Origin of the sequence: Paraburkholderia sp. IMGN_8 (assembly GCF_038050405.1) — a bacterium.
Classification (GTDB): domain Bacteria; phylum Pseudomonadota; class Gammaproteobacteria; order Burkholderiales; family Burkholderiaceae; genus Paraburkholderia.
Genome location: NZ_CP150900.1, coordinates 1,464,730 through 1,481,147, shown reverse-complemented (window position 1 = coordinate 1,481,147; position 16,418 = coordinate 1,464,730). Strand labels below are relative to the sequence as shown.

At 61.3% G+C, this 16,418-nt stretch carries 10 protein-coding genes; 4 read left to right on the top strand and 6 right to left on the bottom strand.

Annotation, left to right across the window (positions count from 1 at the left end):
* Positions 1 to 122: 122 nt before the first annotated feature.
* Positions 123 to 1,538: a lactate utilization protein B gene (locus WN982_RS07020; protein WP_341315018.1), complete on the bottom strand. Its 1,416-nt coding sequence runs from the start codon at positions 1,536 to 1,538 to the stop codon at positions 123 to 125.
* A gap of 53 nt (positions 1,539 to 1,591) precedes the next feature.
* Positions 1,592 to 2,314 (bottom strand): (Fe-S)-binding protein, encoded by a 723-nt coding sequence (locus WN982_RS07015; RefSeq protein ID WP_341315017.1) that lies wholly within the window; start codon positions 2,312 to 2,314, stop codon positions 1,592 to 1,594.
* Between the two features lie 179 nt (positions 2,315 to 2,493).
* Here WN982_RS07015 and WN982_RS07010 point away from each other — a divergent pair, with 179 nt between their 5' ends.
* Positions 2,494 to 3,300, top strand: coding sequence for an IclR family transcriptional regulator (locus WN982_RS07010; protein WP_341315016.1), 807 nt, complete (start codon positions 2,494 to 2,496; stop codon positions 3,298 to 3,300).
* Positions 3,301 to 3,403: 103 nt separating this feature from the next.
* Here WN982_RS07010 and pbpG read toward each other — a convergent pair whose 3' ends face one another.
* Complete coding sequence (pbpG, locus tag WN982_RS07005) at positions 3,404 to 4,573, bottom strand: D-alanyl-D-alanine endopeptidase (RefSeq protein WP_341315015.1); 1,170 nt, start codon at positions 4,571 to 4,573, stop codon at positions 3,404 to 3,406.
* A gap of 778 nt (positions 4,574 to 5,351) precedes the next feature.
* On the opposite strand from pbpG, the gene WN982_RS07000 reads away from it, so the two are divergent.
* Positions 5,352 to 5,924: a phasin family protein gene (locus tag WN982_RS07000; protein WP_341315014.1), complete on the top strand. Its 573-nt coding sequence runs from the start codon at positions 5,352 to 5,354 to the stop codon at positions 5,922 to 5,924.
* 324 nt (positions 5,925 to 6,248) lie between these two features.
* Here the strand turns inward: WN982_RS07000 and lpdA are convergent, their stop codons facing one another.
* The 3 genes from lpdA to aceE form a co-directional block, all read right to left on the bottom strand.
* Entirely contained in the window at positions 6,249 to 8,021 is a 1,773-nt protein-coding gene (gene lpdA / locus WN982_RS06995; protein ID WP_341315013.1) for a dihydrolipoyl dehydrogenase, read from the bottom strand.
* Between the two features lie 265 nt (positions 8,022 to 8,286).
* The gene (aceF, locus tag WN982_RS06990; RefSeq protein WP_341315012.1) at positions 8,287 to 9,930 is read right to left on the bottom strand and encodes a dihydrolipoyllysine-residue acetyltransferase; all 1,644 of its coding nucleotides are present in this window, start codon (positions 9,928 to 9,930) and stop codon (positions 8,287 to 8,289) included.
* Positions 9,931 to 10,016: 86 nt separating this feature from the next.
* Positions 10,017 to 12,713 (bottom strand): pyruvate dehydrogenase (acetyl-transferring), homodimeric type, encoded by a 2,697-nt coding sequence (gene aceE, locus WN982_RS06985; protein ID WP_341315011.1) that lies wholly within the window; start codon positions 12,711 to 12,713, stop codon positions 10,017 to 10,019.
* Positions 12,714 to 12,989: 276 nt separating this feature from the next.
* On the opposite strand from aceE, the gene fixL reads away from it, so the two are divergent.
* Positions 12,990 to 15,506: an oxygen sensor histidine kinase FixL gene (fixL, locus tag WN982_RS06980; protein WP_341315010.1), complete on the top strand. Its 2,517-nt coding sequence runs from the start codon at positions 12,990 to 12,992 to the stop codon at positions 15,504 to 15,506.
* A complete protein-coding gene (fixJ, locus tag WN982_RS06975; RefSeq protein WP_341315009.1) occupies positions 15,503 to 16,147 on the top strand; it encodes an oxygen response regulator transcription factor FixJ in 645 nt (214 codons plus the stop codon). Before fixL ends, fixJ begins: the two co-directional genes overlap by 4 nt.
* Positions 16,148 to 16,418: the final 271 nt, after the last annotated feature.

Sequence of the window (16,418 nt, the reverse complement as noted above, 5' to 3'; positions counted from 1 at the left end):
AAGCCCGCGGCACCACTGCCGGACGGGCATCGCGATAGAAGCATCACCAGTACGGCGCAATGCCTCGCACTCCAGTGACGCCGCGCGCCACTCGGCTCGCGCACGGCAACAGAGCCGCTGACTCACCCAATATGGCTGCGCTGCGCCGCATAAAGCTCACGGAACGTGCGCCCTACCGGTGCAGGCATATCGCGCGTGTTAGTCCAGCCCGCGCCACCCAGCGGCAACTTCGAAATCGAACGATTGCGCCCGCCCATCTGCTCCAGCACGCGCACGGCGAGCTTCGTGAAGAGCGCATACACATCCGGATGCAACGCGAGGAAGCCCCAGACAGCCAACCCCACCCGCTCTCGCCAAGGCCGCAGCCGCCGCTCCACCTGCTTCTCGCGCAACTTGCGCAACAGATCGGATAACGGAATCCCCACCGGGCAAACGCTATTGCACTCGCCGCACAAGGTCGCGGCCTGTGGCAGATCCAGCGCCTTGTCGAGTCCGACATAACTCGGCGTCAACACCGATCCCATTGGCCCCGGATAGACCCAGCCGTACGTGTGGCCGCCCACCTTCTGATACACCGGACAGTGGTTCATACACGCACCGCAACGGATACAGCGCAGCATCTCCTGGAAGTCACCGCCGATCAGTCCAGTACGCCCTCCGTCGACCAGCACCACGTACATGTGCTCGGGGCCGTCCTGATCGCCCGGACCGCGCGGCCCGGTCAGAACGGAAAAATAGTTCGATGTCGCCTGACCGGTTGCCGAGCGCGGCAACAGACGCATTGCGGTGGCCAGATCCTCCAGCGTAGGCAGCACTTTCTCAATACCGGTGACCGCGACATGCACGCGCGGCATCACCGTACACATGCCCTCGTTACCCTCGTTCGTGACCAGCACCACCGAACCGGTTTCCGCTACCACGAAGTTGCCACCCGTCACGCCCATATCTGCGGTCATGAAGTGCGGACGCAGCATCTCGCGCGCTTCGCGAGTCATGTCGGTGATCTCGGTCAGACGCGGCCGATCGTGCGTCTTCGCGAACAGGTCGGCGATCTCGTCCTTATCTTTATGGACGACCGGCGCGATGATGTGGCTTGGCGGCTCGTTGCCGTTGATCTGCAGAATATATTCGCCCAGGTCAGTTTCGATCGACTGCACGCCCATCTGCCCGAGCACTTCGTTCAGGCGCATTTCCTCGGTGACCATCGACTTGGTCTTGATCACCTTTTTTACATCGTGCCGGCGCGCAATGTCGCCGACCAGACGCGCCGCTTCCTGGGTCGTTTCGGCAAACAGCACCGTGACGCCACGCCGGGCAGCTTCGCGTTCGAAGGTTTCGAGCCAGACATCGAGATTGTCCAGCGCGCGATCGCGGCGCTCCTTCAAAGCCGCGCGGGTGGCGGGAAAATTGATCGCGGTAATGGCCGCGGCGCGGGCCGATACGAATTTGGTCGACAGCTTGGTGAGGTTCTGCTGCAGACGCTGATCAGCGAGTTTCTGACCCGCGCGGGCCTTGAATTGCATCGATTGGACTTGCATGGCGGCCTTGTGCTTATTCGAGATGTGCGCGAAACGAAATGCGGCGAGCGCCTTCAGGCGTCGCCGGCCAGCACCTGGGCGATGTGCAGCACGCGCGTGGCAGTATCGCCGGTGCGCCGCAAGCGGCCTTCGATGTTGAGCATGCAGCCGAGGTCGCCGAGCACGACCGTGCCAGCACCGCTCGCACTGATATTCGCGCATTTTTCGTCGACGATCGCCGTCGAGATGTCGCCGTACTTGACCGCGAACGTGCCGCCAAAGCCGCAGCAGTGCTCGCAATCCTTCATTTCGGTCACCGCCACGCCAACCTGCGCAAGCAGCGCGCGCGGTTGAGTTTTGACGCCGAGTTCGCGCAGCCCGGAGCAGGAATCGTGGTACGTCACCTGCCCCGCGAACTCGCCCGGCTGCAATTGCACCTTGGCGACGTTGACGAGGAAATCGGTCAACTCGAACACCTTGGGCCGCAGCCGGCCGAAGCGGCCCATCAACTCCGGATCGTCGGCGAACAGGTCGCCGTAGTGCTCGCGAATCATGCCGCCGCACGAGCCGGACGGCACGACCACATAGTCGAACTGTTCGAATTCGCGCAGGGTCTTTTCGGCCAGATCGCGCGCAATGCGCCGTTCGCCCGAGTTGTACGCGGGCTGCCCGCAACAGGTTTGCGCGGGCGGCACCACCACCTCGAATCCGGCGCCCTCGATCAGCTTGATAACCGAAAAGCCGATCTCCGGACGCATCAGGTCGATCAGGCAGGTGACGAACAATCCGACTCGCATGGGCCCTCCTTCGGGAAAACGTCCCTGATTATCCGCTGTTTGCCGCACAATACCAACGGCCGGAGGGCATAAGACGAACGCTACGTTAAATTGGAACGGACCTTCCAACGGCGTTCGCTTTTTTCACGATACGAGATACAATCAATTTCCGCTGTTTGACGCGTCAACCGATTCCTCCCATGAGCGATACGAACCCGGATCCCAAAACTTCGATCCAGGTGATCGAACGCATGATGCGCTTGCTCGACGCACTTGCTGCGCATAGCGACCCGGTCAGCCTGAAAGAACTCGCCATCCGCACGGAGCTGCATCCGTCCACCGCGCACCGCATCCTGAACGACATGGTGATGTGCCGGCTGGTCGACCGGTCGGACCCCGGCACCTACCGCCTCGGCATGCGCCTGCTCGAACTGGGCAACCTGGTGAAGGCGCGGCTCTCTGTGCGCGACGCGGCGCTCACGCCGATGCGCGAGCTGCATCGTCAAACTGGCCAGACGGTCAATCTGTCGGTACGCCAGGGCGACGAGATCGTCTATATAGAACGCGCCTATTCCGAACGCTCCGGCATGCAGGTGGTGCGGGCCATCGGTGGCCGGGCGCCGCTGCATCTGACCTCAGTGGGCAAGCTGTTCCTCGCCGCCGACGAATCGACCCGCGTGCGGGCCTACGCCACCCGCACCGGGCTGTCGGGTCACACGCAAAACAGCATCACCGATCTGACCAAACTGGAGCGCGAACTGTCGCATGTGCGCCAGCAAGCCTGCGCGCGCGACAACGAAGAACTGGAACTCGGCGTGCGCTGCATCGCGGCCGGCATTTATGACGACACCGGCAAGCTGGTTGCGGGTCTGTCGCTGTCCGCCCCGGCGGATCGTTTGCAGGATTCGTGGCTCGGGCAGCTCAGCCAGACGGCGCTGATGATTTCCGAGTCGCTCGGTTATCGGCCGCAAACACCGCAAGAGCAGCCGCACTCGCAGCACGCATGAGCCGGACGTTCCGATCAATAAAAAAGCCTCGCATCTGCGAGGCTTTTTTGTTTCCCTGATTGTGGCGCTGAGCGCCGATCCGAAAATCGGCTGCCGAGGTGCTTCAGGTGCCCGCGCCGCCGGCATCCGCGCTGGTAATGCGCGGCTGGTCGCCGCCGTTATCGAGCCACGTCCGCAGACGCGTTGCGTCCGCAAAGCGCGAGTACTTACCGAACGAGTCGAGCAGGACAATGATCATCGGACGGCCATGAATGGTCGTCTGCATGACGAGGCACTCGCCCGCTTCGTTGATGAAACCGGTCTTTTGCAGGCCGATGTCCCACGTCGGATTACGCACCAGTGCATTGGTGCTGTTATACGCCAGCGAACGCTTGCCGGTGTACACCTCGTAGCTATGGTCGGTCGAGAACTTGCGGATTATCGGATATTGATACGCCGCGTTGACCATCTTCACGAGGTCGCGAGCGCTCGACACGTTCTGGCTCGTCAGGCCCGTCGGGTTTTCGAAGTGCGTGTCGGTCATGCCAAGTTGTTTGGCCTTGGCGTTCATCGCCGCGAGGAACGCCGGGCGACCGCCCGGGAAATAACGCGACAAAGACGCCGCCGCGCGGTTTTCCGACGCCATCAGCGCGATGTGGAGCATGTCTTCGCGCGAGAGCACCGAGCCCACCGACAGACGCGAGCCGGTGTTCTTCTCATAGTCGCGGTCTTCGTCCGTGACTTCGATCTGGTCGGTCATCGGCTCTTTCGAGTCGAGCACCACCATCGCCGTCATCAGCTTGGTGATCGACGCGATCGGCACCACGGCGCGCGAGTTCTTGTCGAAGAGCGACTCGCCCGTGTTCTGATCGATCACGTAAGCCACGCTCGAGCGCAACATCAGCGCGTCGGGCGTGTCGTGCAGACCGAAAGCCTGGCCGACGGTCGGTTGACGCGGTTCGTACGCGACGCGGCGCATCACCGAGTGGTGGCGTCCGTTCGACGAGTAAGTCACGCGTTTGCGCTTGACGCTTGCGCGCGGCGCGTCGTCACCAGCGGCGGCGGCAGCGGTGACCTTCGCCGACTGGCTCGACACCTTGGCGGTGGCCGCTGCCGGCTTCTTGGCCGCTTTCGCGTGTTTAGGGGATTTTGCAGTTGCGGCGGGCGTTGCGGCAAAAGCGGTGACAGGCGTGGCGAACGCCGCTGCGATGACCATGGAGATGGCCACCGACAGAGCGGTGCTGCGGGCCGCGCCGTGGATCACTTTAAGCGACGAAAACATGTCGGTTTTCATTGGTGTTCGTTAGTGAGCGGCGAGAGGTTTCCGCAAGTGTAGTAAAACAACGAAAAATTAGCAATATTAAGCACTTATACGCGCTCCTTAAACCGGCTTGTAAGCTCCGATCGCAAAAACACGAATAAGTGCCGCGCATCGATCGAAAAAAACGATCGCCGCGCATCTGGTCTCGCCGCTGCCGCCATACGCCGGAATCGACATGATCCTTTCAGCATAACGGCAATTTCGAGACAACCTTGATCAGGGGAAATACGGTCGGCGCGCTGAAATGCAAAGCGTTACCGGCGCAACGGGACGGCGCCGGGGACTCGCCGCAGGCTGTTAAATACCTGCTGGGGACCAACCGACGCGCATTCGACCGGCATAGAGCACTAACGTTCCGTGACACTTTCCGGTTTACATCGAATGTGCAACAGCGTGAATTTTTGTCAGCCTCACAAGACGCTACACCCTGCTCTCCTTCCCGTGAGCACCGGCCAGAATCTGCCCCTTATTCGGAAAAAAATGCGGTTTCCTTGCGCACCAGTGCGGTGCGGCAGTCAAATTGACTTGCGTCATATGGATGTCATGCGCGCCGCATAACGTCCTGTTTTATAAGCAATTTTTTAATATTGTGCAACGCACAAAAAGCGCTTGACATTCCCCGCTAGCATTCTAAAATGGGAACCATTGCTGCGATGCACAAACATCGCGGCCCGGAGGAGACGATCTAACGCGTCTCGCCATCAACCCAATGCGGTCCGCACAGACAGACCGTAATCCAGGAGCGTAAACCATGACTCTGCTGACCCCTGAGCAATTCGCCGCAGCCCAGAAAGCCAACTTTGAAACGTTGTTCGGCCTGACGACCAAAGCATTTGAAGGCGTCGAAAAGCTGGTTGAGCTTAACCTGCAAGTCGTGAAGTCAACGCTCGCGGAAAGCCAGGAAAATGCACAACGTGCACTGTCGGTAAAGGACGCGCAGGAACTGCTGGCGCTGCAAGCCAGCCTCGCACAGCCGGTGGCTGAAAAGGCGCTGTCGTACGGCCGTCACGTGTATGAGATCGTTTCGGCTACGCAAGGTGAATTCACCCGCGTCGCGGAAGCGCAATTCGAAGAGCAGAACCGCAAGATCCAATCGCTCGTCGAAAACGTTGCGAAGAACGCACCGGCCGGCTCGGAAACCGCCGTCGCCGTGATGAAGTCGGCTATTACCGCCGCCAACACCACGTACGAAACGGTTCACAAGGCGACCAAGCAAGCTGTCGAAATTGCTGAAAGCAACTTCAATGCAGCTGCTACAGCCGCATCGAAGGCAGCTTCGCAAGCCGCTGCGCAAGCATCGCGCTCGGCCAAGAAGACGGTTTAAGTTTCAACAACGAGCCGGCCTGGCGCGAGCGAGGCCGGCCCGTATCGAAAGCAGCAGCGTCGGGCGGTGGCCGCGTGGTCTTACGCGGCGCTGCACGGCCGAACGCTCCGATACGTTGAACAGCGTATCGTTTGCCCGGCGCAAGGCCGGGATTTTTTTTCCCGCGGCTTGATTGATGTGTGTTTTACGTCCTGGCCGGCGAACGCTCTGCTCTGCTGCTGCGATAGAAAGAAAAACGGCGCATCCCTTTACAGGATGCGCCGTTTTTTATTGCGTTCGCTTGAGCGTTGCCCGTCCAGATTCGAACGGGTTCTTTCTTTAGCGTTACTTCTTTTTCTGCGGCGGCAAGTCGGTGCAGACGCCTTCGTACAACTCTGCGGCCATACCGATCGATTCGCCGAGCGTCGGATGCGGGTGAATCGTCTTACCGATATCCGTTGCGTCCGCACCCATTTCGATCGCGAGACAGATTTCGCTGATCAGGTCGCCCGCATTCAGACCGACGATCCCGCCGCCGATCACGCGATGCGTTTCTTCGTCGAAGATCAGCTTGGTGAAGCCTTCGTCGCGGCCGTTGGCGATCGCGCGGCCTGACGCGGCCCACGGGAACACTGCCTTGCCGTACTTGATGCCTTCCGCCTTCAACTGGTCTTCCGTCTTGCCGGCCCACGCCACTTCCGGATCGGTGTAGGCGACCGACGGAATCTGCAGCGCGTCGAAGTACGCCTTTTCGCCGTGTGCGACTTCAGCGGCGACGTGCGCTTCATGCACGGCTTTGTGCGCGAGCATCGGCTGACCGACGATATCGCCGATTGCGAAGATGTGCGGCACGTTGGTGCGCATCTGCTTGTCGACGTCGATGAAGCCGCGATCCGTTACCGCGACGCCGGCCTTGTCCGCGCCGATCCTCTTGCCGTTCGGCGTACGGCCGACGGAGACCAGCACGAGGTCATAGCGTTGCGCTTCGGGCGGAGCCTTTTCGCCTTCGAACGACACGTAGATGCCGTCGTCTTTCGCTTGCGCCGCGGTGGTTTTGGTCTTCAGCATGACGTTGGCAAAACGCTTGCTGTTGTACTTCTCCCAGACCTTGACCAGATCGCGATCCGCACCGTTCATCAGACCGTCGAGCATTTCGACCACGTCGATCTGCGCGCCAAGCGTCGCATACACCGTCGCCATTTCGAGACCGATGATGCCGCCGCCGATCACCAGCATGCGCTGCGGGATCTGACGCAATTCGAGCGCGCCGGTCGAGTCGACCACACGCGGATCTTCCGGAATGAACGGCAGCTTCACCGATTCCGAGCCCGCGGCGATGATCGCCTGCTTGAACTTGACGACTTTCTTGCCGCCGTCGGTCTGAACCTCCATGTGATGCGGATCGACGAACGTGCCGGTGCCCGTCACGACTTCGACCTTGCGCATCTTCGCCATGCCGGCGAGACCGCCGGTGAGCTTCTTGACGACGCTCGACTTGAAGTCGCGCAGCTTGTCGAGATCGATTTGCGGCTTGGCGAATGTGATGCCGTGAGCGCCAAGCGCTTCGGCTTCGTCGATGACGAGAGCAGTGTGCAGCAGCGCCTTCGACGGGATACAACCGACGTTCAGACAGACGCCGCCAAGCGTTGCATAACGTTCGACGAGCACCGTCTTCATGCCGAGGTCGGCCGAGCGGAACGCGGCCGAATAACCGCCGGGACCCGAACCGAGCACGAGCATGTCGCACTCGATGTCCGCGCTGCCGGAGAAACTACCGGCTTGCGGAGCAGGACCTGCCGCCTTGGGTGCAGGTGCAGCCTGTGGTTTTGCTTCCACTTGAGCGGGCGCTTTCTCAGGCTCTTTAGCCGGAGCTGCGCTCGCTGACGTTTCGACCAGCGCGATGACCGTGCCTTGCGAGACTTTGTCGCCGGCTTTGACGCGGACTTCCTTGACGGTGCCGGCGGTATCGCTCGGCACTTCGATGGAAGCCTTATCGGACTCGAGCGTCATCAGCGCCTGTTCGTTCTCGATGACGTCGCCCGCTTTGATATTGACTTCGATGACATCGACGTCTTTGAAGTCACCGATATCCGGCACTTTTACTTCGACGAGACTCATAGTGTCCCCTTCTCTTATTGATCGTTGATGAGGCGAAGAACCGGAAAAATACAGCCTAAAAGGTGGTAGCGCTCTGGACAGAATCAGCCTTTGCTGTCCGCCCAAGGACGCGCCTTTCTTTTGCCTACTTTTCTTTGGCAAGGCAAAGAAAAGTAGGTGCCGCCCCGCACAGGGGCGACGCTAATAGACCGATAAGAAAGCAGGTTCAACGAAGAGACGCGGATAACAGACAAAAAAATCCGCGCCGCAGGCAATCATCAAAAGATCAAAGAATCACACGCCGAAAATCGGCAAGAATCGAACTCAGATAAGCATTGAACCGCGCGGCCGCAGCGCCATCGATCACCCGATGGTCATACGACAACGACAACGGCAGGATCAGACGCGGAACAAACTGCTTGCCATCCCAAACCGGCTTCATCGCGCCACGCGACAACCCGAGAATGGCGACTTCAGGCGCATTGATGATCGGCGTAAAGTTCGTGCCGCCAATCCCACCCAACGACGAAATCGAGAAGCACCCACCTTGCATCTGATCCGGCTTCAGCTTGCCATCCCGCGCAGCCTTGGAAAGCTCGGTCATTTCCTTCGCGATATCGATCAAACCCTTCTTGTCCGCATCGCGAATCACCGGAACGACCAGACCATTCGGCGTATCGGCAGCAAACCCAATGTGGAAGTACTGCTTGAACACGAGGTTATCGCCGTCGAGGCTGGCATTGAACGTCGGGAACTGTTTCAAGGCTGAGACGACAGCCTTGATCACGAACGCCAGCATCGTGATCTTCACGCCGGCTTTTTCGTGTTCCTTGTTCAACTGCACGCGCAGCGCTTCGAGTTCGGTGATGTCCGCTTCGTCGTTGTTCGTGACGTGCGGAATCATGACCCAGTTGCGATGCAGGTTCGCGCCCGAAATCTTCTTGATGCGCGACAACGGCTTCGGATCGACCGGACCGAACTTGGTGAAGTCGACCTTCGGCCACGGCAGCAGGTTCAACTCGCCGCCACCTGCCGCAGCCGGCGCAACGCCCGCGGGTGCCGCACGTTGGCCCGTCATCACACCCTTGATGAAGGCCGTCACGTCTGCTTGCGTAATACGGCCCTTCGGACCCGTGCCCTGCACTTGCGTCACATCGACGCCGAGTTCGCGCGCAAACTTGCGCACGGACGGCGACGCATGGCTTGCATGCCGTGTCCCCCCCTCGCCGGCCGGAATCAGCGGCGCTTGCGCAAGCGCTGACGGCGACGCCGGAGCGGGCGACGGTGCAGCCGGCGCATCCGACGGCTTCTCAAGTGCTTCCTGCTTCGGCGCGGCAGCCGGTGCAGCGGCACCACCGTCAGCTTCCACCACGACGATCACCGAGCCTTCCGACACGGTATCGCCCACCTTGACCTTCAGTTCCTTGACGACGCCGGCGGCCGAGCTCGGCACGTCCATGGTCGCCTTGTCGGATTCGAGCGTCACCAGCGACTGCTCTTTCTCGACGCGATCGCCGACCTTCACGGAGACTTCGATCACGGGAATGTCTTTGTAATCGCCGATATCCGGCACTTTGACTTCTTGCAGACCGCCACCGCTTGCAGCCGGTGCTGGAGCTGCAGCCGGGGCCGGCGCGGGAGCTGGTGTGGCGGCAGGCGCCGGCGCGGGCGAAGCAGCGGCACCGCCTGCCGCCCCATCCAGCACGACGATCAACGAGCCTTCCGACACGTTGTCGCCAACCTTGACCTTCACTTCCTTGACGACGCCGGCCGCCGAACTCGGCACATCCATGGTCGCCTTGTCGGACTCCAGCGTAACGAGCGACTGCTCTTTCTCGACGGTATCACCCGCCTTCACCAGCACCTCGATCACAGGGATGTCCTTGTAATCGCCGATGTCCGGCACCTTGACTTCGATCGCTTGACTCATTGTTAGTGTCTCCTGGGCCGCGCACGCAACCTGCCCCTGTCGATCAGGGGCAGGCGCGCACGCCGTGGCACACGGGGAATGATGCCTTAGACGGTCATCGGGTTGGGTTTGGCGGGATCAAGGTTGTACTTCTTGAGCGCCTCGGCGACGACCTTGCGTTCGATCGTGCCTTCATCTGCCAGTGCATTCAACGCGGCAACCGTGACCCAGTAGCGGTCGACTTCGAAGAAGTGGCGCAGCTTTTCACGCGTGTCCGAACGGCCGTAGCCGTCCGTGCCCAGCACGACGAACTTCTGCGGCACGAACGCGCGGATCTGCTCGGTCAGCGCGCGGACGTAGTCGGTCGATGCGATGACCGGACCTTGTGCGTCCTTCAAGAGCTTCTCGACGTGCGAGAGCTTCTTCTCTTCGGTCGGGTGCAGCAGGTTCCAGCGCTGCACTTCGTGGCCTTCGCGCGCGAGTTCGGTGAAGCTCGGCACGCTCCACAGATCGGCCGCAACGCCCCAGTCGTTCTTCAGCAGGTCGGCAGCGGCGATCACTTCGTTGAAGATCGTGCCCGCGCCCATCAGTTGCACGCGCGGCGCCTTCGTGTCGGCTTCGGCCTTCCTGAAGGCGTACATACCCTTGATGATGTCGGCCGCTACAGCATCGCCCTGCGGAATCGCCGGGTGCTCGTAGTTTTCGTTCATCACCGTGATGTAGTAGTACACGTCTTCCTGATCCTGCACCATGCGGCGCAGACCGTCTTGCATGATGACCGCGAGTTCGTAACCGAAGGTCGGGTCATAGCTGATGCAGTTCGGCACCGAAGCGGCCCACAGCAGCGAGTGGCCGTCTTCGTGTTGCAGACCTTCGCCGTTCAGCGTCGTGCGGCCCGCGGTGCCGCCCAGCAGGAAGCCGCGTGAGCGCATGTCGCCCGCCGCCCATGCCAGATCGCCGATACGCTGGAAGCCGAACATCGAGTAGAAGATGTAGAACGGGATCATGATCTCGCCGTGCGTCGAGTACGACGTCGCGGCTGCGATCCAGTCAGACATACCACCGGCTTCGTTGATGCCTTCCTGCAGGATCTGACCGGTTTCCGATTCGCGGTAGAACATCAGCTGATCGGAATCTTCCGGCACGTACTTCTGGCCTTCCTGATTCCAGATACCGATCTGACGGAACAGACCTTCCATACCGAAGGTACGCGATTCGTCCGGCACGATCGGCACGACGCGCTTACCGAGCGCCTTGTCTTTCAGCAGGATGTTCAGGATCCGCACGAACGCCATCGTCGTGGAGATCTCGCGGCCTTCGCCCGTGCCCTTGAGCAGCGGCTCGAATGCAGCCAGATCCGGCACCGGCAGCGACTCGGCCTTCTGACGGCGCGCCGGCAGATAGCCGCCGAGGTCCTGACGGCGAGCGCGCATGTACTCGAGTTCCTTCGAACCTTCTTCGAACTTGAGGTACGGCACGTTGACGAGGTCTTCGTCGGCGATCGGCAGACGGAACTGGTCGCGGAATTTCTTCAGCTGCTCCACCTGCATCTTCTTCTGCTGGTGGGTGATGTTCATCGCCTGGCCGGCTTCGCCCATGCCGTAGCCCTTGATCGTCTTCGCGAGAATGACGGTCGGCTGGCCCTTGGCTTGCGTGGCTTCGGTGAACGCTGCGTAGATCTTGTGCGGGTCGTGGCCGCCGCGATTCAGGTTCCACACGTCGTCGTCGGACCAGTCGGCGACCAGCGCCTTCAGTTCCGGCGTATTGAAGAAGTGCTCGCGCACGTACGCGCCGGATTCCGACTTGTACGTCTGATATTCGCCGTCCACGACTTCCATCATCCGGCGCATCAGCGCGCCCGACTTGTCGCGCTGGAACAGCGCATCCCAGCGGCTGCCCCAGATCACCTTGATGACGTTCCAGCCGGCGCCGCGGAATTCGCTTTCGAGTTCCTGGATGATCTTGCCGTTACCGCGCACCGGACCGTCGAGGCGCTGCAGGTTACAGTTGATCACGAACACCAGGTTGTCGAGACGTTCCCGGCCGGCCATGCCGATTGCACCGAGCGATTCCGGCTCATCCGTTTCGCCGTCGCCAAGGAAGGCCCAGACCTTGCGGCCTTCGGTCTTCGTGATGCCGCGCGCCTGTATGTACTTCATGAAGCGGGCTTGATAGATCGCCATGATCGGGCCGAGGCCCATCGAGACCGTCGGGAATTGCCAGAAGTCCGGCATCAGCCACGGGTGCGGATACGACGAGATGCCCTCGCCGCCCACTTCCTGACGGAAGTTGTCGAGCTGGTTCTCGGTCAGACGGCCGAGCAGGAACGCGCGCGAGTAGACACCCGGCGACGAGTGGCCCTGCACGAACACGAGGTCGCCGCCATGCTTGTCCGAGGCTGCGTGCCAGAAGTGGTTGTAGCCGACGTCATACAGCGTGGCGCCCGACGCGAACGAGGCGATGTGGCCGCCGACGTTGGTGTCCTTGCCCGCACGCAGCACCATGGCGATGGCGTTCCAGCGCGTGTACGAGCGGATGCGGTGTTCGAGGTCCTGGTCGCCGGGGATCGGCGCCTGACGCGACACGGGAATCGTATTGATGTACGGAGTGTTGGCAGAGAACGGCAGGTGTTCGCCGTGCACGCGGGCGAATTCGATCTGTTTCTCGATGAGGTAGTGAGCGCGGTCAGGGCCCACAGCAGAAATCACGCCATCCAGCGCTTCCAGCCATTCGCCGGTTTCCTGGGGATCGTCGTCTTTTTCAGCGGCGACATATTTCATGACTTCGTCGGGTACAGCGGACATGCTCGTCTCCTGGATGTAGAGGAACGCTCTTTGGACAGACGACGCGGACGAAGCACGGCCGCGGCAGCTTTCGGCCGATTGTAATAAGGGTCCCGACGTCCGTGCAACATAATTTTCAAATTACGAGATCACTTCTCATAATGCGGAAAATTGTTGCGGCGCACCCTGATCTGACTGCCTAGCGACGGATACGTCGGCTAGTTTGCGCCGATTAACGCTACTTTCAGCGCTTTTTTGCGCCATTTTCTAGTGACACGCTGCGCTACAATGCCACGCATGTTGACCGAACGGCTTTTCGCACGCTCGGCGCGCACCGCCGGTTCGCCGGCGGATTCGACGCCGTCCTCCCGCTGGCACCATGGACCATGGTGGTCGAACTCGTATTTGCTGACGCCGCTCCTGTCGATCCTGGTTTTTCTGGTCGTCATGAGCCTGATTCTGTGGAGCTTGAACCGGCGCGAACAGCAGCAGCAGGAAGACACGCTCTACCGCAACGTCGCGTGGGCGCAGCAGCAGATCCGCCTGTCCATGACGGGCGCGCAGGAACAGATCCAGGCGCTCGCCCGCGACCTCGCCGCCGGCCACGCCGATCCGCATTCGTTTCAGGTGTCCACCACGGACATCATGCAGGGGCATCCCGAGATCCTCTACATGAACTGGTACACGAGCCAGCAGCTGCCGCGCTGGCCCAATACCGCGCTGCCGGTGTTCGGCCAGCGGCTCGCCAAACCGAACGACTCGCAAATGGACGAGGCCGTCAAAGCCGCGTTCGCCGAGGCGCGCAACACGCGCCGCCAGGTGTACTCCCCGCTCATTTACGACGACCTCCACAACGGCTATATCACGCTGCAGACGCCGGTGTACCGCGACCGCGACTTCCTCGGCACGATTGCCGCCGTGTTCTCGGTAGAAGGAATCCTGAAGCACGACATTCCGCCCGAGTTGTCGGCCAAATACAAAATCTCGATCATCGACGTGAACAACCGCGAGTTGACCACCACGTCGACCCGCCCGCGCCTGCCGCGCGACATGTTCTACGACCTGCCGTTGGACCCGCCGGGCCAGGGCGTCTCGGTGCGCGTCTACGCGTTCCCGCAGATGACCAACTTCACGAACAACACGCTGGTCTGGCTGGTGGCCGGCTTGTCGTGCTTCGTGTTGTGGAGTCTGTGGAGCTTGTGGAAACACACCCGGCAACGTTTCGAAGCGCAGCAGGCGCTGTACGCCGAAGCGTTCTTCCGGCGCGCCATGGAAAACTCGGTGCTGATCGGTATGCGCGTGCTCGACATGCACGGCCGCATTACCCACGTCAATCCGGCGTTCTGCCGCATGACCGGCTGGGACGAAAGCGATCTGGTGGGCAAGAACGCGCCGTTCGCCTACTGGCCGCGCGACGCTTACCCTGAGATGCAACGCCAGCTCGACATGACGCTGCGCGGCAAGGCGCCCTCCTCGGGCTTCGAACTGCGAGTGCGCCGCAAAGACGGTTCGCTGTTCCACGCGCGTCTGTACGTGTCGCCGCTGATCGACAGCTCGGGCCGCCAGACCGGCTGGATGTCGTCGATGACTGACATCACCGAGCCGAAACGCGCGCGCGAGGAACTCGCGGCCGCGCACGAGCGCTTCACCACCGTGCTCGAAAGTCTCGACGCCGCCGTCTCGGTGCTGGCCGCCGACGAGGCCGAACTGCTGTTCGCCAACCGCTATTACCGCCACCTGTTCGGCATCCGCCCGGACGGTCACCTGGAGTTGGCGGGCGGCGGGTTCGATAGCGCACAGGCGTCGTCCGATTCGATCGATATGGTGGATACATACGCAGGCCTGCCCGCCGCCGCGTTGACCGAAAGCACCGCCGACGCGCAGGAAATCTACGTGCAAAGCATCCAGAAATGGTTCGAAGTGCGCCGCCAGTACATTCAGTGGGTGGACGGCCACCTCGCGCAGATGCAGATCGCGACCGACATCACCACGCGCAAGCGGGCTCAGGAACTCTCGCGTCAGCAGGACGAAAAGCTGCAGTTCACCAGCCGTCTGATGACGATGGGCGAAATGGCCTCATCGCTCGCGCACGAACTGAACCAGCCGCTCGCCGCGATCAATAACTATTGCTCCGGAACCGTAGCACTGGTTAAATCCGGTCGAACGACCCCGGACAACCTGCTGCCCGTGCTCGAAAAAACCGCTCAGCAGGCAGTGCGGGCCGGCATGATCATCAAGCGCATTCGCGAGTTCGTCAAACGCAGCGAGCCGAAACGGCAGGCGACGCGCGTGGCCGATATCGTCGCGGACGCGGTGGGTCTCGCCGAACTCGAAGCGCGCAAGCGGCGCATTCGCATCGTCACCGATCTGCGCTCGCGCCTGCCGGTGATCTATGTCGATCCGGTGCTGATCGAGCAGGTGCTGGTCAACCTGCTGAAGAACGGCGCCGAGGCCATGCACGAGGCGCGCCCGAATGCGGTCGATCCCGTGATTCGCGTGGTCGTACGGCTGGAAGGCGGGTTTGTTTGCATCAGCGTCGTCGACCAGGGACCGGGCGTCGACGAAGCGACAGCCGAGCGGCTGTTCGAACCGTTTTACAGCACCAAGTCCGATGGTATGGGCATGGGGTTGAACATCTGCCGTTCGATTATCGAATCGCACCGCGGTCGCTTGTGGGTGGTCAACAACGTCGAATCTGACGGCCACGTCATAGGCGCCACGTTCCATTGCAGTCTGCCTATTGGAGAGCCTGACGGCCCGAGCAACGGCGGGTCAGAGGCGCCGACACCACAAACCGTTACGGGAGAGCTATGAACAGCCCAGTCACCACACAGGAAACAGTCTTTGTCGTCGACGACGACGAGGCCGTGCGAGATTCGCTGCGCTGGCTGCTGGAGGCGAACGGCTACCGCGTGCAATGCTTCTCCAGCGCCGAGCAGTTCATCGACGCATGGCAGCCGCATCAGCATCCGGGCCAGATCGCGTGTCTGATTCTCGATGTGCGGATGTCCGGCATGAGCGGGCTCGAGTTGCAGGAACGCCTGATCGCCGACAACGCGTCGCTGCCGATCATCTTCGTGACGGGTCACGGCGACGTGCCGATGGCCGTGTCGACGATGAAAAAAGGTGCGATGGACTTCATCGAAAAGCCGTTCGACGAAGCCGAGTTGCGCAAGCTGGTCGAGCGCATGCTCGACAAGGCGCGCAGCGAAAGCAGCAGCGTGCAGCAACAGCGCGCTGCCGCCGAGCGACTGGGCAAGCTGACCGCGCGTGAGCATCAGGTGCTCGAGCGCATCATCGCCGGCCGCCTGAACAAGCAGATTGCCGACGATCTCGGCATCAGCATCAAGACGGTCGAAGCACACCGCGCGAACATTATGGAAAAGCTCAACGTCAACACGGTCGCCGATCTGCTGCGCCTCGCGTTGTCGAACAAGCCACAGCAAGCGCAATAAAGGCGATGCGTGCAACAGGCGTTGTACGCACCTGATCGTCTTTGAGGCGTAGCGCGGCCGGACTATCGAAAGTCCGGCCCTCCCGCATTCCTTCCGCCATCTCCCTCCGCTTTCTGCTCTTTCTCCCGCAATGCAAGGCGCGCGCGGCGCGCGAGGGCCGCGCCGGTATAATGTTGGACTTCGCAGCGGCGCGCGTCTTTCCGATTCGCGCCGCGCGCTTTTCCCAAACCGACAGGTTCGCGGAAAAGCGCCACCGGGCGTGCCGCGCGCC